The organism is Myxococcales bacterium (genome assembly GCA_022563535.1).
Lineage (GTDB): Bacteria > Myxococcota_A > UBA9160 > UBA9160 > UBA4427 > DUBZ01.
Genome location: JADFNE010000019.1, coordinates 1 through 15,064, shown reverse-complemented (window position 1 = coordinate 15,064; position 15,064 = coordinate 1). Strand labels below are relative to the sequence as shown.

General features: G+C 59.6%; 13 protein-coding genes. 7 read left to right on the top strand and 6 right to left on the bottom strand.

Going from position 1 to position 15,064, the window contains the following annotated elements; all coding sequences use genetic code 11:
* On the top strand, nt 1-1,236 hold the full coding sequence (locus IH881_08170; GenBank protein ID MCH7867661.1) for a class I SAM-dependent methyltransferase: 1,236 nt from the start codon (nt 1-3) through the stop codon (nt 1,234-1,236).
* A 35-nt stretch (nt 1,237-1,271) separates the two neighbouring features.
* On the opposite strand, the gene IH881_08165 is transcribed toward IH881_08170, so the two are convergent.
* The 3 genes from IH881_08165 to IH881_08155 all read right to left on the bottom strand — a co-directional run bounded on the left by IH881_08165 (nt 1,272) and on the right by IH881_08155 (nt 4,145).
* Entirely contained in the window at nt 1,272-1,571 is a 300-nt protein-coding gene (locus IH881_08165; protein MCH7867660.1) for a DUF971 domain-containing protein, read from the bottom strand.
* A gap of 189 nt (nt 1,572-1,760) precedes the next feature.
* Nucleotides 1,761-2,627, bottom strand: a complete 867-nt coding sequence (locus tag IH881_08160; protein ID MCH7867659.1) for an SDR family oxidoreductase — start codon at nt 2,625-2,627, stop codon at nt 1,761-1,763.
* Between the two features lie 51 nt (nt 2,628-2,678).
* A complete protein-coding gene (locus tag IH881_08155; protein MCH7867658.1) occupies nt 2,679-4,145 on the bottom strand; it encodes an NAD(P)/FAD-dependent oxidoreductase in 1,467 nt (488 codons plus the stop codon).
* 197 nt (nt 4,146-4,342) lie between these two features.
* On the opposite strand from IH881_08155, the gene IH881_08150 reads away from it, so the two are divergent.
* Nucleotides 4,343-5,092, top strand: a complete 750-nt coding sequence (locus IH881_08150; GenBank protein MCH7867657.1) for a sterol desaturase family protein — start codon at nt 4,343-4,345, stop codon at nt 5,090-5,092.
* A gap of 64 nt (nt 5,093-5,156) precedes the next feature.
* Here IH881_08150 and IH881_08145 read toward each other — a convergent pair whose 3' ends face one another.
* Nucleotides 5,157-5,870: a hypothetical protein gene (locus tag IH881_08145; protein ID MCH7867656.1), complete on the bottom strand. Its 714-nt coding sequence runs from the start codon at nt 5,868-5,870 to the stop codon at nt 5,157-5,159.
* A 193-nt stretch (nt 5,871-6,063) separates the two neighbouring features.
* Here IH881_08145 and IH881_08140 point away from each other — a divergent pair, with 193 nt between their 5' ends.
* The gene (locus IH881_08140) at nt 6,064-6,894 is read left to right on the top strand and encodes a hypothetical protein (GenBank protein ID MCH7867655.1); all 831 of its coding nucleotides are present in this window, start codon (nt 6,064-6,066) and stop codon (nt 6,892-6,894) included.
* A gap of 245 nt (nt 6,895-7,139) precedes the next feature.
* On the opposite strand, the gene IH881_08135 is transcribed toward IH881_08140, so the two are convergent.
* Complete coding sequence (locus IH881_08135; protein MCH7867654.1) at nt 7,140-8,771, bottom strand: sigma 54-interacting transcriptional regulator; 1,632 nt, start codon at nt 8,769-8,771, stop codon at nt 7,140-7,142.
* A 214-nt stretch (nt 8,772-8,985) separates the two neighbouring features.
* Between IH881_08135 and IH881_08130 the strand changes: the two genes are divergently transcribed.
* The 4 genes from IH881_08130 to lnt are packed head-to-tail and all read left to right on the top strand — an operon-like array spanning nt 8,986 to nt 13,668.
* Entirely contained in the window at nt 8,986-9,591 is a 606-nt protein-coding gene (locus IH881_08130; GenBank protein MCH7867653.1) for a glutathione S-transferase family protein, read from the top strand.
* A gap of 5 nt (nt 9,592-9,596) precedes the next feature.
* Complete coding sequence (locus IH881_08125) at nt 9,597-11,240, top strand: pyridoxamine 5'-phosphate oxidase family protein (GenBank protein ID MCH7867652.1); 1,644 nt, start codon at nt 9,597-9,599, stop codon at nt 11,238-11,240.
* A 43-nt stretch (nt 11,241-11,283) separates the two neighbouring features.
* The gene (locus tag IH881_08120; protein ID MCH7867651.1) at nt 11,284-12,036 is read left to right on the top strand and encodes a cupin domain-containing protein; all 753 of its coding nucleotides are present in this window, start codon (nt 11,284-11,286) and stop codon (nt 12,034-12,036) included.
* Between the two features lie 30 nt (nt 12,037-12,066).
* Nucleotides 12,067-13,668 (top strand): apolipoprotein N-acyltransferase, encoded by a 1,602-nt coding sequence (gene lnt, locus IH881_08115; protein ID MCH7867650.1) that lies wholly within the window; start codon nt 12,067-12,069, stop codon nt 13,666-13,668.
* Nucleotides 13,669-13,783: 115 nt separating this feature from the next.
* Here the strand turns inward: lnt and IH881_08110 are convergent, their stop codons facing one another.
* Nucleotides 13,784-14,476 carry a hypothetical protein gene (locus IH881_08110; GenBank protein MCH7867649.1) on the bottom strand — a complete coding sequence of 231 codons (693 nt, stop codon included), beginning with the start codon at nt 14,474-14,476 and terminating at the stop codon, nt 13,784-13,786.
* Nucleotides 14,477-15,064 lie beyond the last annotated feature (588 nt).

Genomic DNA, 15,064 nt, shown 5'->3' with positions numbered 1-15,064 from the left:
ATGGATTCGGACGATACCCTCAAAGCGCGCTACGACGAGAGCCCGTATCGGGATCAAGTCTTCCACGACCTCGATCTCTCCCGGTTGCTTGGGCTGGCGCGTCTTTTTCGGCTGGGCCCGGATGGGTCGAAGGGCTCGGAAATCCGGGTACTCGATCTAGCCTGCGCTTCCGGGGCGCACATTCGCCAACAGGCAGAACGCTATCCGGGTGTCCAGTTCACCGGAGCCGACTTCTCTCAAAACGAAATCGATGCTGGACGCAAGGCCATCAAAGAGAGCGGCGCGACCAACGTTGAATTGATTTGTTCAGACCTGCGAAGTCTCGATATTGCGCCAGGCGATTTCGATGTAATTCTGTGTCATGGAGCGTTCTCTTGGGTTGCTGACGATGTCAAGGAGCGTATTTTTGAACTCTGCAGGCTCGGGCTCAAGCGGAGCGGCGTCGCCGCGATTGCGTATCTAACCTATCCCGGTTGGAAACAGCGCGAAGCCATCCGCGAACTGCTCGCCTTTCGGACCAGCGATATCAAGGATCCAAAGGAGCGAGTGCGCCAGTCTGCGCTGGTGTTGAAACTGTTGCACGCCGGCTATTCCAGCAACAGTGACGATTGCCACGCGCAGTCTCTCAAGAGTGTGGTGGAGAGCATGCAGACCAGTGCAGCGGACGTGTTCCTCCACGACGAACTCGGAAGCATTCACGACCCTTGCTACTTCGTCCAATTCGTCGAGTGGGCGAGCGAGTGGGGGATGCAGTACCTGTCGGAGGTCGATCTGGGCACGATGGCCCTCGACGGACTGCCGTCCGGTGCTGCCGGGTTGCTGCAGCAGCTCGCGCCCGATTTTATCGAAACCCAGCAGCTGATCGATTTCATGGTAAATCGCTCGGGTCGCAGGTCGCTCATTGTGCGTGACGATGCACCGGTGGCTCGCGCGCTCTCGGTCGAGACACTGGCCGGGCTCGAGTTCACAACCCGACTGCGTCATTCACTCGAGCCGACTTCTACGCAAACCCTTGCGCGAAAGTTCGCAAGGGCGGACGGCCAGTTGTTCGAGTTGAAAGACCCTTGCAGCCTCGCCCTGTTGCAGCGCATGCTCAACGATGATTCCCCTGCCCCGACCCTCGCCGAATTGCAGGCCGTAGCCGGCGAAGAGGGACATGGCGGAACCGAGGTCGAACAAACCCTGTTGAGTTTGATTGCGCGCGGCTTTTCCGATCCGCGTCTCCCGATCAAGTAGGCCGACCTACCCGGTCGACGTCCCAGGTCGAGAGATCAGGCCAACATGTCGTCGCGCAGCCGCTCGTAGGTGTAGATGCCTGTCGAGTGCCCATCGCTCCAGTCAAACTGCAGGGCGTATCGCCCCACCTTGTGGAAGCCCGAGGCGGCGACATTCTCGTCCACATCTTCGATCTTGAGCAGCTGTTCCCCTGAGAACTCATGAACGCACGAAGCACACGGGCACTGCGCTCGCAGCTCGAACGCTGAATGCTGCGTCCTTCTCCCGTCCTGCCATTTAATCTCGATGCGGCGCCCGTCGTCTGCCAGGTCTACTTGTGTCGGAAGTGGAATCATGCTCTTGAACGTGTCCTTGCTCGCTGAGAGGGTTTATCCTGCCTGGCACAGGATAGGTGCACCTAGGCCTGATGCGCGAGAGCGTTTACCAGAAAAGCGACGACGTTTTCCCGCGCCTCGTCCGGAGCGAAGTCTTCGGGCGACCGGTCCCACTTGATGTGGATCGCACAAGTTGGAGCGCGGGTGCGATCAAGTCTTTTTGGGCCAGCCGGGTACGAGTCCGCGTTCCGCGCAAAACTCCGGCGCGATGAACGTCTCGCCACTGCGCGCCCGGCCCTCATCACTGGTGAGGATCCAGACGAGCATAGCCGCCGGGACTTCGGCCGGAGTACCGTGTTCAACTTGCATCCGGAATACGGCGCTGTCTTCGCCGAGTATTTCGCGCAGGGCCTCGGTGGGTACGTGCCCGGGATCAATGTTGTAGGCCCGGATCCCGCGCGGATTCAGTTCGACGTGGATCATGCCGACCATCCGATGCAGGGCACCCTTGGAAGCACCGTACGCAAAGCCCCAGCCCCCTTTCCCGGTCGGAAACTTGGGGTCGCTCGACGCGGCGCCCGAAGTCATGTTGACAATCGTGCCCTCCCCGCGCTCCAGCATTTGATCGAGCAACAGACGCGTGAGATAGAACTGCGCGAAGAAGTTTCCCTCGAACACCAATTCGAGTTTGTCCTGGGGGAGGTCCAGAAACCCATCCATCACTCCGGGGCCCTGGTAGATGCCGTTGTTGTAAAGGACATCGATCTGTCCCCAGCTAGCCAGGGCCTCTTTGACCGCTGCATCAATGCTCCTGCGGTCCATCAAGTCGAGGCGAATGGGCAAGGCCTCGCCCCCTCGCTCGCGGATCAGTGCGGCGGTCTCTGCGAGGCTGCCGGGCATGGATCGGGGGGTGCCCGAATCGATGACTGTCGAGCCGTATTCGTATTTCTCACCGGGCGCGACCGTGCGAGCCGTAATCACGACGTCATAGCCAGCCTCGGCGAGCGCCAGGGCGCCGGCCTTCCCGATCCCACGGCTAGCGCCGGTCACGAAGGCAACTGGTTTCTCTCGGGTCATGGGCTCGCCTCGACAACTTCCTGAGGTTGGGGATCGCACGCCCAGGAAAGGTTAGCGGGGGGCGACTTCGAACACATCGGGATCCGCGTCGACCGTGCGGTCGCAAAACTCGCTCATGGAAAATGGCCACTGCGTGACGACCCGGCCGCTCGGCGTTCGGTAATAGCCATTGCAACCCGCCTGCCACACCTTGATTCCGGCGATGGCCTGCTGGACCTCCTCGTTGTAGCGCTCCATCGGCTCGGACCGAATATCCATCCATGCGAGGTCTTCACCCACGATCCGCTCGATCTGCTTTAACGCGTAGCCCACCTGGGCCTCGATCATCGTGAGGATCGATCCGTTGTTGGTGTTGGGTCCGTAGAGCATGAAGAGATTTGGAAAACCTGCGGTGGCAATTCCAAGGTAGGCACGTGCGCCATCGCTCCACGCCTCATCGATGTGTCGATCGTTCCGCCCGGTCACGTCGATCGCCGACAAGTACTTGGTGGTTGAAAACCCGGTTGCCATGATCAGCGTATCTACCGGACGCTCCGTTCCGTCTACGGTGACAATGGCATTTTTGGTGATGCGTTCGATTCCGTCGGTCACCAATTCGAGGTTCGGCCGGTTGAATGCGGGGTAGAAACGGTTGGATAGCAGCGGTCGCTTGCATCCGAAGGGATGCGTGGGTCGCAACTTGCCGTGCAATTGTTCGTCCTCGATGCCCTCGATTGCACCGAGCACTGCCGCCTCGAACCCAGCCAGTGTATCGGGGTTCGAAAACGTCATGCCCTCGTCGACGACTTGAAAGATCTGATCGCGAATCGCCGCCGAGACGTTCGGATCCCTGCGGAATGTCTCGAGCTGTTCTTCGGTGTAGGGATCGTCGAGCTTCGGGAGAACCCAGTTGGCTGTGCGCTGAAACAGGTAAACCTGACCGGCCTCCTCGACGATCTCGGGCACGAATTGAACGGCGCTCGCCGCACTCCCGATCACGCCAACCCGCTGGCCAGTGAGATCGTGATCCCAATTCCAGCGCGCGGAGTGAAAGCTCGTGCCTGAAAAAGTTTCGAGTCCCTCGAGCTCCGGCCAATTCAGTTCATTGAACATCCCCACTGCGCTGACGACCACTTCCGCTTCCACGCAGTCCCCCGAACGGAGTTCCAGCGTCCAACATGCGCGCTCTTCATCCCAGCGAGCACGGGTGACGTCACTTTCGAAACGACAGTGGCGAATCAAGTCGTATTTTTTGGCGAACTCTTCCATGTAGGTGCGGATTTCGGGTTGAGGAGCGTAGGGACGCGACCAGTCGTATTTGATCTCGAAGGAGAACGAATAGAGACCGGATGGGATGTCGCAGGCACAGCCCGGATAGCGATTGTAGTACCAGGTGCCCCCCACTCCGTCGCTCTTTTCGAGCAACACGATATCCTCGAAGCCCGCCAGCTTGAGCTGACTCGCCATGCACAGCCCCCCCGGGCCTGCGCCGATGATTGCAACCCGGAGACTTCGCCTACGCTCGTCGGTTCCGCTCAAGATCCCATTCCTCAGCTGGCTCACGTAGACGATACCAGCAGACGTGGCAGTCTCGTGATAATCCATCCGCGACAAGAATGTCAAGAAACACTGACCAAATGCGAGCCGCTCTCCTATCTTCGACAGGCAGGAGCCCGAGCGGAGATGCAGCGCATCTGGCTGAGCTCCTCGAAATGCGAGTTGAGGACGGAGCCGACATGAGCGAATTGCATTACGACTGGATCGCAGCCCTGCTGTTTGTTGGCGGCTTGTCCGTGGTGACCGTGGCGGGTAAGGCTCTGGTGTTCAAGATCCCAGCGTTCGAGCGTGCATTGAAAATGAACCGAGAAGTGGACAAAGAGAAGTTGTCCCGCAAACGCTTCCGCGATGCGGTCAAGATCAACAACAAGGCCGGGCTGATCACCAATCTGGTTTTCTTTGTCGTGATCTTGCCCTGGTGCGTAAATCTGGCGCCGCGTCCCATCTGGCGGCACTTGGTCGACATCCTTGCCGTGCTGATGGTGTTCGATTTCTTCTATTACCTGACACACCGCTTCATCTTTCATGGAAGACTCATGCGCAAGCTTCACGCTCTGCACCACCAGGCGCGCCAGCCGACCTTTATCGATGCGCTGTACGTGCATCCTCTCGAGACCATTATTGGGCTCGGCTTGTTCCTGATGATGATCCCGCTGATCGGATTCCTGGGCGGCGGTCCGCTCCATGTGGTATCAGCAGTCTTCGCCACGCTGGTCTTCACCCAACTCAACACCCTCAATCACACCTACGTCAACTTGCCCTACTTTCCCTTCAAGACCGTCGACTACATCACGTCAGTTCACGCCGCGCATCACATCGACATGGACCAGGGAAACTACGCCACTTTGACGATGATCTACGACTGGATGTTTGGAACCCTCGAGAAGCCAGTCCGCGCTCCGCTTGGCGATGCCCCGTTCATCGAATAGTTACTCGCGGGTATTGAAATCCACCGCCAGGGCGCCCACCAGGAAAGGTTCGGTGGAATCCCGACTATTCAGATTGCCGCACGAGAGCAACCGACTCACGAAGCCCTTTTAGCCCTTGGACCATCGTTCTTCTCATCGTGGCGTTGATGATCCAGACCGGGACAAAGCCATCGACCTCGGTATGGCTGACGTAGACCGCCCGGGTCTTGCCGCCTGCTTCGGGCGAAAAGGTCCAGGAACCTTCGGAACGGGACACGCGAGTCACGCCGTCGATCGGGGCAGGCCCTTCATCCGTAGCTCGCCAAGAAATCATGTGGGTATCTGTTGCCGCATCGTAGGAGCGATCAATGTGGGAGATGACGTCGCGATCCGCGACAAAAGGTGCGTTGATGTGGATATAGCTGTAGACAATCATCCCATTTTCATCGTCGCGGAGGATTTTCTTGTCCATGTTCTTCTGACTCCGTTCGGGGTCAGCAATGTTCCCTGCCGCTGCCGCTGCGACAACTCTGGGCGGAGAGTCGATGATGGCTTCCAATCGGAATGCGTCATAGTCCGATCCCACAGGCTTTCGCTTGTAAAGTGCGTAGCCGGTTTCACTGTCGCGGTTTTGATCGTGCAGCATCCAAGGCGGCCGCGCGCTGACTTCGGGCAGGCCTTCGGCCCCGCCTGTGCTCGCAAAACCAAGAACCAGCAGAATACAAACGCCACAGCATGAGAGCGCGTACTTGTTGAGCCACATGGAATAACCTCGTACGGAAACGGGGAAGTGCTTCATTTTCTACCATCGAAGTACATGGATTTTTGAGCCATGCACTGCTGCTGAGCCAAGAGTACCATCTTCGGGGATTGAAGCGTTGTGCGGATTGTCAAACACGAGCAGATCCGCACCCAATTCGCGACCCACCCCACTACACGGTCCAGCGTTTTGGCTAGCATCTGCAATGCACCACAACACTAGGGGGCTGAAGATGAGCGGATTTCCCGAACGCACCACCCTGGGGCGGAGCGGCCTGCGGGTTTCCAAGCTCGGCCTTGGCTCGTCGTTCGGGGCCCCCGCAGCCAGCTATCTCGAAGCGTTTGAGCGGGGCGTCAATTACTTTTATTGGGGTAGCTACCGTCGCAGCTTGATGGCCACCGCGATCCGAGAGATTTCGCGTCAGAAACGAGAAGAGATCAGTGTTGTACTACAGAGCTACTCGAGATGGGGCTGGCATCTCAATCGATCGGTCGAAAGCGCAATCCGCAAGCTCGGAATCGACCACGGCGACGTGCTGTTGCTCGGCTGGTACAACTCACCGCCGCCTCGCAGTGTGGTCGACGCAGCGCTCGAACTGAAGCATCGAGAACGAATTCGATCGATCGCAATCTCGAGCCATCGTCGCAGGTTCTTCCCTACCCTGCTCGAGGACGACACCTATTCGATCTGGCACGTCCGCTACAATGCGGTGCACCGCGGCGCCGAGAATGACGTTTTTCCGGTTCTCGAAGCAAAGCCCGAAGACGAGCGACCCGGCGTTGTGACCTACACGACCACGAGCTGGGGCCAACTCTGTGACGCAGCGAAGACGCCCCCGGGCGAGCGCACACCGACCGGTACCGACTGCTACCGCTTCGCCATCTCCAACCCTGATGTCGACCTTTGTCTCGCGGGCCCAGACAACGCAGCCCAGATGAGAGAGGCGCTCGCGGCCCTCGAACTGGGTCCGATGGATGCCGAAGAGCAAGCCTGGATGAGACGGGTTGGCGATTACATCTACGGCAAAGATGCGACGGCGAGCATTCGCGACGGCGCCAGCTGAAGCAACGACTAGTAGATCGTCGCACTAGCGTCCTTCGTACTGGCCACGAGCCCAATCACCACGGGTTGTCCGTGCCACGAGAAATCTGGCATCGGGGCAAGGTTTTACGATCTCGCGGTCAGTGGTTGTCGATAAGCACGGCGGGACGATCGATTGCGAATCGAGCTCGGCCGGAACCAAGTTTGCGGTACGACTGCCTCTCGCCCCGACAGAGCCAGCCGGGCACACTTGATCGATCCTCCTCGTCAGATTGGGCGCTCCACCCCCAACTTCTTGATGCGTGAGGCGAGAGTCGAAGGTCGGACCCCAATCAACTCCGCGGCCCCGCCCGGCCCCGCAATTTTCCAGCGGGTGCGACGAAGTGCGGCTTCGATGTTTTCGCGCTCGCGGTCTCGCAATTCGAGATCGGTGAGGATCGGCGACTCGCCGACCCGATCGGCATCACTTGTTGACGACGACACTTTTTGACCGCTTGTACGTGTTGCCGATGACAGTTTTAGATCGACTCGCAGCGGCCCGCCGCGCCATGTGATGATCGCCCGCTCGAGCACGTTCTGAAGTTCGCGAACGTTGCCCGGCCAGTCGTAGCCCCGCAGTGCCGCGTAGCTCTTCCCGTCGAGTCTTGGAACGCGCCGTCCGAGTCGACGCGCCGTCCGGGCGATAAAGTGGTCCGCCAGCGCACTGATGTCTTCGCGGCGTTCGCGCAATGGTGCAACTTCAATTGGAAACACATCGAGCCGGTAGTAGAGATCCTCGCGAAAGCGCCCCGCTGCCACTTCGGCGCGCAGATCTCGGTTGGTCGCAGCCACGATGCGAACGTCCACCTCTCGGGTCTGCTCTTCACCCACACGTTCATAGCTTCCCTCCTGGAGCACTCGGAGAAGCTTGCCCTGCAAGTCGAGTGGGATCTCTCCTACTTCGTCCAGGAAGAGTGTTCCACCATGGGCCGCGGCAAAGCGCCCGGCTCTCTCACGAGTTGCCCCGGTAAAGGCGCCGCGAGCGTGACCGAAGAATTCGCTTTCGTAGAGTTCGCGCGAAATGGCGGCGCAGTTCACCTGGATCAGCGGTCGTTCGGCGCGCTCACTGAGACGGTGGATCTCGCGAGCGACGAGTTCCTTGCCGGTCCCCGACTCTCCTTGAATCAGTACGGTCGCGTCAGTGGGTGCGACCAATGCGATGCGCTGGAGAACGCTGGCAAGCGATGCGCTGGTGCCGACGATCGCACCCAATGACTTCGCTTCGCTCACCTCCTCGCGGAGATACTCATTCTCGAGCGCGAGTTCGCCGCGCAAACTTTCGATCTCCTGGAAGGCCCTTGCGTTGGCAATGGCGGCCGCCGCATGATCGGCGACGATCCGCATCCATTCGAGAGTGTCCTCGCAAAAATCGCTTCTGGTGAAGACGCCGAGACAGCCCAGGACTTCACCGGAATAGGTCAGGGGGACGCCTCCGAAACCGCGGATCTGCTCTCGGGTCGCCCATTCGGGATCGGCGAGCCAAGCTTCGTTGCCTTCGATTGTTTCGATACGAACAGTTTCTCCTGTGCCGACGCGCCCAATCTTGCGAACGCCCAGGGGGAAGCGGCGGAAGTTCCCGTTGGTGCGGGTCCAGTCAAGGGTTTCGCCGGCTGGGGTCGTCGCATTCAGAGGTGTTCCGCCACTGGCAACCAGATGCAGGCACGCGGTGTGTTGGGGGCAATCGTCGCGCCTCGGGCAGCTGGCACAAATGTCCCCCGGCCTGATGAGCCAGATCCGAGCCAGGGCGACATCGCTCTCGTCGGCGAGTTCGCTCACGATCACCCGAAGCAAGGTGTCGAGATCGCACTCCCCCACTATTTGGAGCAGCAACCCTTTGAAGCGCTCCGCCGTCAGTTCCATTTACAAAAAATACGCGAAATTTCGTAATTAGACACGAAATTTCATTGATTCTCTACATTTCGCATGGATTACGGATCGGCAAATGTATTCGTAACTAACGGATATTACTAATTTAGTGTGTTTTATGCTCAGTTGGCATGCCTCGTGCTTTATTGGGTGACATGGCCGCGCCGGCCACAACTAAACCGCACACCCAAAGGATTCAAAAATGACGATTCAACTCTATGACTTCTATCTTTCCGGCAATTCACACAAGGTCCGCAACCTCCTTTCCCTGCTCGGCGTCGAGCACGAACTCATCGACGTAGACCTGTTGGCAGGCGAACAGCGCAGTCAGAAGTTTCTGGCCTTGAATCCCTTCGCCCAGGTCCCGGTCCTGGTCGACGGAGACGTGGTCGTGCGCGATTCGAGCGCAATTCTCGTCTACCTCGGCCGGAGATTCGGCCACGGTGAATGGCTACCGCTCGACGCGGAAGGAGAGTCAAAAGTCCAGGAATGGCTTGCCACCGCCAGCACCGATGTCGCCAACGGTCCGGCCTTCGCACGACTCATCACAGTGTTCGGTGCCAACGGTGATCTCGCCGAAGCACAGGAGCGCGCGCACGCGGTAATCGAGCGCTTCGAGGAACACCTCGCGGATCGATCCTTTCTCGTGTCGGACACTCCGACCATCGCCGACATCGCCAACTACAGCTACCTGGCCCTGGCACCCGACGGAGGCGTTGAGCTCGACGCATATCCCAACGTTCGGGCCTGGATCGAGCGTCTCGCGAAACGACCGGGCGCGACACCGATTCCAGTCAAGCCCGGAAAGGAGTAAGGCTGATGTCCGTCCCATCGCCGTTTCATGCTGGTGAGCAAACGGTTCAGACACAGCTCGGTGTGCGGGCCGAGATCGAGCCGTGGGCCCGCAAGGTGGTACGCAGCACGTTGCCCGAGCAGCATCGCGAGTTCTACGCCGAACTGCCTTTCCTAGTGGCTGCGGCGCGCGATGCGGACGGTCAGCCCTGGGCGACACTCTTGACCGGAGCTGTTGGATTTGCTCACTCGCCCCACCCCGGTGCGCTGCGCATTGATGCATTGCCGCCTGCGAGTGATCCGCTTGTCGATAGCCTTGTGGAGGGATCAGATCTCGGGCTCCTGGGCCTCGAGTTCAGTACCCGAAGGCGCAACCGGCTGAATGGGCGCGTCAGCCATCGGGACGGGAAAGGTCTGGAACTCGCCGTCGGTCAAGCCTTCGGCAATTGCCCCCAGTACATCCATGAACGCGGCTGGAGAAGCGTACCCGTGGTGGCTCTGAAGGCAGTTCCGGTGCGTCATCTCCAGCTTACCCGCCACTTCCGTGAAATCATCGAGACGGCCGACACTTTCTTCATTGCGACGGGCTACCGGGGAGAAGGCGAGAGCGCAGCGTACGGAATGGATGCGTCCCACCGCGGCGGGGATCCGGGGTTTGTTCGGGTAGACAGTGCCCAGAGCCTGGTGTTCCCGGACTACGCGGGCAACAACCACTTCAATACGGTTGGCAATCTACTGATGGATCCGAGAGTCGGACTCCTCTTCGTGGATTTCGCAGCTGGAAACCTGCTCCAACTCACGGGGCGGGCCCGGATTGAAGATGCGGGCCCGCAACTTGCTCAGTTCCCTGGCGCCCAGCGGTTGATCCATTTTCAAGTGGCAGAGGTTCTTGAACAAACAGCTGTAATTCCCCTGCGCTGGGATAGCCAGACCCATTCGGGTCGCGAACTTCGTATTGCCTCCAAGCTGAAGGAGAGCGCGGACGTGACCTCCTTCGTTCTCGAGCCGGTCGCGGGCGGGGAACTCGATTCATTCATGGCCGGACAGCATTTGCCGGTGAAGCTCGAAATCCCTGGGCACGATGCCGCAGTCGATCGGACTTATTCGTTGTCCAATGATCCTCGCGACCCGTACTATCGCATCACCGTCAAGCGGGAATCAATGGGGACAGTGTCCCGTCATTTGCACGACGTAGTCGAGGTGGGTGATACGCTGATTGCCGGTGCACCCGCTGGCGACTTCACGCTGGCGAAGGAAACATCGCGACCGAGCGTACTACTCAGTGCTGGAGTCGGGATCACGCCGATGGTGAGCATGCTGCACGCTCTGATCGACCGGGGCGAGACCAAACCCATCTGGTTCATCCACGGCGCCCGCAACTCAACGCAGCATCCCCTGGACGAAGAAGTGCGCAATCTTGCGGAAGCGGCGCCCAACGTAAAGGTTCGTGTGAGTTACAGCCGCCCACTTCCCGGGGACGTGACCCGAGACGCAGATCATCTGGAAGGTCGTGTCGATGGCGACAGGCTGGATGCGCTGCTGAACTCGTATGAGGCAGATTTCTACCTCTGCGGCCCCAGTAAATGGATGGCCGCAATCTACGAACACCTGGAGCAACGCGATGTTTCGCCGGAACGCATACACTCGGAGTCGTTCGGGCCGGTGGCATGAAATCGGCTTGAAGGCATCCGCAATTTCAGCTGAGGTCGCTGTGATGAACGACGAAGCAGGCAGCCAAGAGATCCGGGCTCCAGCATCTCTCAATGGCGACATGGCGCATCGAGCGGTAATGCGTACCCCGGAAATCGAGTGGCAGGCGAGCCCCAGTGGCACGGTCTGGCGCAAACGTCTCCACCTGGTGGGTGATGCCGAGTCAGGACAGGTGACATCGGTCGTTCGCTACGAGCCAGGCGCCGCATTTCCAATCCACGACCACCCCGATGGTGAAGAGATCTTCGTGCTCGAGGGCGTGTTCTCGGATGAGCACGGCGATTGGCCTGCCGGCACTCACCTGCTGAATCCGGAGGGCTTCCGGCACGCTCCCTTCTCCCGCGATGGCTGCGTGCTCTTTGTCAAGTTGCGCCAGTACGCGGGAGCACAACGGGTCTACCAAAAGATCGACACCCATGCGATGGATTGGCAGTGCACGAACAGCGAAGGAATCGAAACGAAACTGCTCTACGAAGAGTCCGCGTTTCCCGACGTAACACGACTCGAACGCTGGGCGTCGGGCACAACCTGGAAGACAGACCCCTTGAATGGCGGGTGTGAAATCTTTGTGATCGCGGGAGAGATTTACGACAGCGAGGGAGTTTACGGAGTCGGAACCTGGATCCGGTTGCCGAATGCGGCGGGTATCGAACTGATCTCGGAGCAGGGATGCGTGCTCTACATAAAGAGAGGCGCCCTGCCGACCCTGAGGACGATCGCCGACCCTCCCTCCGAGCGGCTGGCAATCCGCGACTAGATCGACCACGCTCGCTGTATGAACAGAGCGATGGGTGGAAAGCGGGAGCTCGTCGGCTGGGCGCTCGCTGCTGTTTCGGGATTCATGTTCCCCCTCGGCTCACCGCCCTACGGAATGTTGTGGGCGCCGTGGCTGGGCGTGATGTTGGCGCTGACTGCGCATCGCCTCGTGACAAGTACGAGCCGGCGGGTGCGATTCGGCCTCGGCCTGACGATAGGGATGGGGGTCGGCCTCGGCGCCGCGGGTTGGATCGTCGGACTCCTCGTCCGTTTCGCTGGTGTCCCGTACTTCGTCGGGGTGCTGGGCTGGCTGGCCTTCTGCTTCTGGCTGGCCATTCCCTATGGCATCTGGCTGCTTCTATTGTCTGCGCCTCCGACTGCGCAGCAGGCGACGTCGTCGAATTTGACCTGGCAGCGCGTATTGTGGCCGAGTGTCGTTTTCTGTGCGGTTCACGCAGCCTGGCCACTGATCTTTCCATACACGATCATCATCGGGTTGGCGCTGAAGCCCGCATGGATTCAGCTGGCCGAGTTCGGCGGCGTGGCGCTCCTCGAGCTTTTGGTGGTGCTCTGCGCGAGCCTCGTGGTAGAAGCATTGTTTGGCGGTCGCCCGGCACGTCGCTACTGGCTTCCCGCGCTCGCCATCCCACTGTTTCTAGTCGGATTTGGAAGCTGGCGAATGGCGGCTCTCGATCGTGCCGCAGAGGGAGCGCCGCTGCTGCGAATCGGCGTGGTGCAGCCGAATATTCCCATCGGGCCGATGCCGATCGCAGAACGCATGCACCGGCTTTGGTCGCCCTCGCGCGAATTGGAGCAGCTCGGTGTCGACCTGATCATCTGGCCCGAGGCGGGGATCTATCCATTCCGCGTACCTCGTCCGTTTCAACGTGACGTGCCGAATGAAGCGTTCCCGATACGCCAGGGCTTTAGTCAGCCGCTTATGCTCGGCGCAGTCAGCGGAAATCCCGCTGACGGATTCGATCACAACAGCGCCTACTTGCTCGATTCGAACGGCAGGGTGAGCGGTTCGTACGACAAAGTTCGACTCGTGGTCTTCGGCGAGTACATGCCCTTCGTCAATCCCGAGTGGTTGGCCGCGCACGTCGGGGGCATCGCGCATATCTCGGCCGGCACAGGGCCGGCGCGTTTCGAGTTAGCAGCCACGCCCGATCATCCCGCGGTTGCGATCGGGCCGCTGATCTGTCTCGAAGACATTATTCCGGGCTATGTACGGGAAGTGGCACGACAACCCAAGGGCGTCGCCATGTTCGTCAACCTCACAATCGATTCGTGGTACGGTCATCGAGTCGAACCCTGGCAGCATCTGGCGCTGGCGCGCTTCCGCGCCGTCGAACATCGTGTTCCCCTGCTTCGCTCTGTCAGTACGGGGGTAAGCGCAATTGTCGATTTCAATGGACGACTGATCGCGCAGCTGCCCTCTCTGGACGTAAACATGGCGAACAGGAGCGATCACCCGCCCCAGCACATACGCGCATCCGTGCAACTTCCTCGCAATACCGAGAAAGCGCCGACTGTGTACGCGTCCGTCGGTTGGCTGTTGCCTCACATCTGTCAATTGGGAGTCCTGCTCAAGCTTGCATTGACTTGGCAGCAGGCTCGGACACGAACCTGACGCGAACGCACGCTTCGCTCACAATCTCAGCGCGCGGTGCAATGCCACTATGAGATATGACCCTGAACTGGCGCCCCGCTCCGTCGAGGCGCCAATACAGTTCTGACCTCGCGACCTACTTCGGGTTCGAGAGATCCGGTCGCAGGATCACGATGTCGCGTGTTGCGCTTTCGATCGCATTGAGCCCGGCCCGATAGATCAGGCCACCCTCAGCGGGACCAAACGCTGCGCTCAGGAGTTCCGGCGGGCTCATCTGCTTGTCGAGATCCGCCAGGTCCTGAAGCGGTCGCACTGCCACATAGACTGCCAGATCACCGATCACTGGCTGCCAAGTGACGATCCTGGCTGGATCGCCGACCTTGGGAATGGCCTCTGCCAGCTTGCGCAGCAACTCCTCGCAAGCCTCGAACTCACCGTTTCGAGCGCGAATCGTTGTGCTTGCCGATATGGGTGAATTTTGGACGGCTTGGTCTGGCTGATAGCTGAGGTCCGCGCGTTCGGTGAATACGCTGAGACGAACTTCCTGAGTGCAGGCGTTGATCGCGGACTCCGTCTTCTGCGCTTGCTTCTCTCCGAGCAGCCGCGTCACCATTTCGGGTGCTTGGCCGCGCTGGGACAGCGCGTTGAAGTCCTCAGACACCGAACTGAAGTAAAGGGTCTGCAGGTCTCCCATCATCACCTGATGCGCGGTCCAATGAAAAGTCTCGCCCGCATCACGTGCCCGCTGGGCGATTTCAGCTACAAGCGCTTCATGCTCCTGGATCTTCTCGGGTCGAATTCGAACGGAAAGTACACTTAGTAGAGGCATAGTCATTTCCTTCGTATGTCTGCCCCTGCATCGGCTGAGCAGGAGAAGAGTTGAGGTTACGAAGGGGTGGAAATCGTTGAACAGGGTGCCGCGCGCTACGGGGGACTTCTAAAGCTGATACCGAGGCAGCTTCGAGCCAGCGGCTGCGGGGGATACCGCATTCGAAGGACATGGCCCTGAATTACAGCCACCTCTTCGGAAGTTTTCAAACTACCATGACGAACCAGAATGCGCAATTGCTCGCATGAGCCCCGCACAAACATTTAGGTCGGAGTGCGGGCGTCGAAACGAACTGCGACGAACTACCTTCTGTTGCGTACGGATACGCACGACCGGATGAGCTTGAGGGTTTCCGCGATAGCTAGGGAGTGCCACCGTTGTTTCAGACGCGTGAACTATCTACTGAGCGACATCGTCATCGGTGCTTGGCGGTGGATCCAGTAGTCGATTCACCCGTTGCTCGGATTTGTCCCAGGCGCGCTGGAACGCATCCATGGTGCGACGAGGCTTGGCCTGAGTGCCATTGGTCGCGATTGGCTTCACAAAAAGTCCCCCGAAGGCACCATCCACACCCCGGTGGCCAACCTC

What these genes read in the sequence shown, in the direction of transcription:
- IH881_08170 (MCH7867661.1), top strand. Translation starts at nt 1, where the DNA reads ATGGATTCGGACGATACCCTCAAAGCGCGCTACGACGAGAGCCCGTAT.
- IH881_08165 (MCH7867660.1), bottom strand. Translation starts at nt 1,571, where the DNA reads ATGATTCCACTTCCGACACAAGTAGACCTGGCAGACGACGGGCGCCGC.
- IH881_08160 (MCH7867659.1), bottom strand. Translation starts at nt 2,627, where the DNA reads ATGACCCGAGAGAAACCAGTTGCCTTCGTGACCGGCGCTAGCCGTGGG.
- IH881_08150 (MCH7867657.1), top strand. Translation starts at nt 4,343, where the DNA reads ATGAGCGAATTGCATTACGACTGGATCGCAGCCCTGCTGTTTGTTGGC.
- IH881_08145 (MCH7867656.1), bottom strand. Translation starts at nt 5,870, where the DNA reads ATGAAGCACTTCCCCGTTTCCGTACGAGGTTATTCCATGTGGCTCAAC.
- IH881_08140 (MCH7867655.1), top strand. Translation starts at nt 6,064, where the DNA reads ATGAGCGGATTTCCCGAACGCACCACCCTGGGGCGGAGCGGCCTGCGG.
- IH881_08135 (MCH7867654.1), bottom strand. Translation starts at nt 8,771, where the DNA reads ATGGAACTGACGGCGGAGCGCTTCAAAGGGTTGCTGCTCCAAATAGTG.
- IH881_08125 (MCH7867652.1), top strand. Translation starts at nt 9,597, where the DNA reads ATGTCCGTCCCATCGCCGTTTCATGCTGGTGAGCAAACGGTTCAGACA.
- IH881_08120 (MCH7867651.1), top strand. Translation starts at nt 11,284, where the DNA reads ATGAACGACGAAGCAGGCAGCCAAGAGATCCGGGCTCCAGCATCTCTC.
- lnt (MCH7867650.1), top strand. Translation starts at nt 12,067, where the DNA reads ATGGGTGGAAAGCGGGAGCTCGTCGGCTGGGCGCTCGCTGCTGTTTCG.
- IH881_08110 (MCH7867649.1), bottom strand. Translation starts at nt 14,476, where the DNA reads ATGCCTCTACTAAGTGTACTTTCCGTTCGAATTCGACCCGAGAAGATC.